The sequence below is a fragment of the Vibrio genomosp. F10 str. 9ZD137 genome (genome assembly GCF_049974785.1).
In the GTDB taxonomy this organism is placed as follows: domain Bacteria; phylum Pseudomonadota; class Gammaproteobacteria; order Enterobacterales; family Vibrionaceae; genus Vibrio.
This window is the reverse complement of the sequence record NZ_JBNGCJ010000423.1, coordinates 1-3,523: the sequence shown is the minus strand read 5'-3', so window position 1 is coordinate 3,523 and position 3,523 is coordinate 1. Positions and strand designations below refer to the sequence as shown.

Annotated in this window: 1 protein-coding gene and 2 pseudogenes; all 3 read left to right on the top strand. The window is 45.1% G+C overall.

Going from position 1 to position 3,523, the window contains the following annotated elements; translation table 11 throughout:
* A pseudogene (locus tag ACP45E_RS10080) lies at positions 1–195 on the top strand (DEAD/DEAH box helicase); the annotation flags it as partial.
* Positions 196–424: 229 nt separating this feature from the next.
* Complete coding sequence (locus tag ACP45E_RS10075) at positions 425–2,635, top strand: GGDEF/EAL domain-containing response regulator (RefSeq protein ID WP_017038447.1); 2,211 nt, start codon at positions 425–427, stop codon at positions 2,633–2,635.
* A 92-nt stretch (positions 2,636–2,727) separates the two neighbouring features.
* Positions 2,728–3,523, top strand: a pseudogene (locus tag ACP45E_RS10070) (cellulose-binding protein); the annotation flags it as partial.

Below are 3,523 nucleotides of genomic sequence, written 5' to 3'. Positions count from 1 at the left end.
GCCATTCGCCAATGCACTCACCGCCCACTTATCACGCAAACCCTGGCTGATTTTCCAGTCACTGATAAGCCATCGTCAAGCGGGAGTAAGCGAGCCCCAAGAGATAAGAAAGCGAACCGCAGAACCAACAACAAAAAAAGCATCAAACAGTTTCAGCAGCGCTCGTCAAAACTTAGAAGTCGTGACGGGCAATAGCGCACCTACAGGAACTCAAAAAACTAACGCATACATAACCTTGTATTAAACAAGGTTAAAGGCGCTTCTTTATTCCAGCTCAGGCACATCTCCAAAAACCGTTCTATACTCAAAGACGTTGGTTACTTAAGGTTAGTTACTCAGTTATAAGGGGCCTGCTAACGTAAAGCTGAGCCCTAATAATCTGAGTTTATTACACATTAACTCGCTAGATTTATCTGGAGATTGGATGCCAAAGGAAAACAGTGCTCACGATGAGTTATTGACCATTATCGACGACACACAAGGCGATATTGAAGAGGTTGATCACTCTCATTACTGGCGAATATTGGTGGTTGACGATGACGAGGATGTCCATGTTGCTACTAACCTTACATTAAACAGCTTAGTGATCGAGGATCGAACGCTAGAATTATTGCACGCCTACTCAGCCGCCGAAGCCGAGGCATTGCTCAAAGTAGAAGAAGACATCAGTGTCGTGTTATTGGATGTGGTTATGGAGTCTGAGCACTCTGGATTAGATCTGGTCGATACCATCCGCAATGATTTGATGCTAGATGACGTTCGTATCGTCCTGCGTACTGGACAACCCGGTTATGCACCAGAGATGGAAACCATCAAAAAGTACGACATCAATGATTACCGAACCAAATCTGACTTAACTCGCATTCGCCTTTTTACTATTTTGACCAGCGCCATACGTGCTTACAAGCAAATTAGGCAGCACAAAGTCATGCGACAGGGGTTAGAAAATGTCGTCAGTGCCAGTACGAAAATGGCAAATATCCATGGCATGAGGCTGTTTGCTGAGGGTGCCGTTAAGCAAATTAGTGCATTAATACAAATAGAACCCGACGGATTAATCTGCGCTCAAGACGGTTCCCATGACAATTCCGACAATATTCATGTTATTGCCGCTTCAGGTCGATACAGTAACCTGGTTCAGGCTCCGTTAGACAGTTTGAAATCGCCTAAAATAAAGCAATTACTTACACAATGCTTACAACAAAAAAAGAACCTAGTCGATGATGGGCTCACCCTTTACTTCTCTACCGACAGAGGGCGAGGAATCGCCGCCTACGTCGATATTGATCGTCCATTAAACAGCGTCGACCAACATTTACTCGAAGTATTTTGTGCCAACCTCTCTGTCGGTTTTGATAATGTCTTTCTCTACAACAAACTTGAAGAGCAGGCCTATACAGACCCTTTACTCAAGGTGCCCAATCTTAATTACCTACTTAAATATCTGTGCAGCCCAATCGATCATTCTGAAACCTCTCTATTGGCCTTGATTGATCTCGATGATTTTTCAGCCATCAACGACAGTTTCGGTCATCAATTTGGCGACTCGGTGCTCAAAGAAGTCATAAATCGGTTAACAAGCCGCTTTCCTCAATGTTTTCTGGCTCGAGTAAGCAGTGATGTATTTGCGCTTATTGGCCTTGACTCGGAAGTGAACTCATCTCTTATCATTGACACATTCGAAAGTGAATTCATCGTCAACGAACAACCCTTTAAACTCAGTGCCAGTGTTGGTTTGGTCAAACTTGCAGAGCGCACCACAGAGCTAACCGACTTATTCAAAGATGCGCAGGTCGCGCTCAAGCAAGCGAAAGTCCATAAACGTGGCGGAGCAATGACTTTCTCGCAAGACATGGGGCAATGTGCTCGGGAAAGAATACAGCTATTGACCCAGCTGAGATTGGCGCTGACCAAAAATGCGCTCTTTCTTATGTATCAGCCGAAGTATCACCTTGAAACCAAAGCGATAACGGGCATGGAAGCATTGCTGCGTTGGCGAACGGACAGTGGTGATCTCATACCACCGGATCAGTTCATACCACTCGCGGAACAATCGGGAATGATGCTGACCATCGGTGCTTTTGTCATGCAACGATCGTGTGAGCAATTAAAGCAGTTGAATCAGGCTGGTTTTGAAGACATCAGCATGGCTATTAATATTTCACCCTCTCAACTTGAAGACTCGGGGTTCATTTCTTCGCTTCAATACTCTCTAGAAAGTACTGGGATTTCACCACAGCAATTGGAATTAGAAATCACTGAAACCGTCGCGGCGAATGATTTTGATTACATTTGCAACGTGCTGACTGAGGTAAGAAAGCTCGGCTGCAAAGTCGCAATAGACGATTTTGGAACAGGCTTTTCTTCACTCAGCGTTCTGCACAAATTGCCAGCAACACGATTAAAAATCGATAGAGCATTTGTTGATGCGATGGACGAAGACGACAGCATTGCCAAAATGATCGTGAATCTTGGACAAACATTAGGCCTTGAAGTCACCGCTGAAGGTATTGAAACCGATGAGCAATTTGAAAAGCTCAAATCCTTTGGTTGTGAAGAAGGTCAAGGCTGGTTATTTGCCAAGGCGATGGTTCTAGAAGAACTCATTTCAGAGCTTAAACAAAGTAAAGCCTAACACGACCTGACATCGACAATATTCTTGTCAATAAGCAGCTTTCATATCAATAAGCTGGAAGCAGGGCGCGTACCCAAAAACAGGAGTATTACGTGAGCAATTCATCTAATCACACTGACAAAACCTCTAGCGCAAGGGTCAGCTCCAGAGTCCTGATACAACGCTATCGCTCTATGATTTATGGCGGTCTACTGCTGATTATAGGCCTAACATTGGGTAATGCGCTTTATCTCAGTCAACAGATAAAGCAACAGATTCTAAATGAAGAGAACCACCAGGGCGTCCAAACATTACAAGCGCTATCTCAAACTATTTCTGTGTCACTCGATCACATTGATCATATGCGATATTCCGTTGAAACGGCGCGTGAACACCCCGACTTGATGCCGAGCCAAGCATCGTTGACCTACCTAGAACAACAAGCCAATAAATCCCCTGATGCCGCCCCATGGGACTCTCTACCCGCTGAATTGAAAAAAGTAGTGGGGCAGGTTTTTGTCGCTTCTGATGCTGGCGATATTTCTTTCGACAAACGCACGTTACTCACCATGATGCCTACGGTGGTTGCCACCCACCAGCAACACAAAGAATTTCAGTGGAGTTACTATTATGACGCCCATAAAAAATTGTCTCAGCTTTTTCCAGGGGTGAGTTTTAAGGATCTCCTCGCTGCTACGGGCACCGCAAACATGGATGAAGCGCTCAACGTTATTTATGAAGCAGGCGAGACTTTTCCGTTGCAACTGGTTAGCCCTGATAAAAACCTCGAACGAAACAAGGTATGGACGCCACCTTACATGGATGCGGGGGGTAAAGGAATGATGATTTCTTTGCTCGCCCCAGTCTATCAGGCCGACACCTTTATTGGCGCAGAGATCGGAAGAGCGG

Bases quoted from the DNA above. Each gene is read 5' to 3' on its own strand.
- ACP45E_RS10075 (WP_017038447.1), top strand. From the start codon at position 425: ATGCCAAAGGAAAACAGTGCTCACGATGAGTTATTGACCATTATCGAC.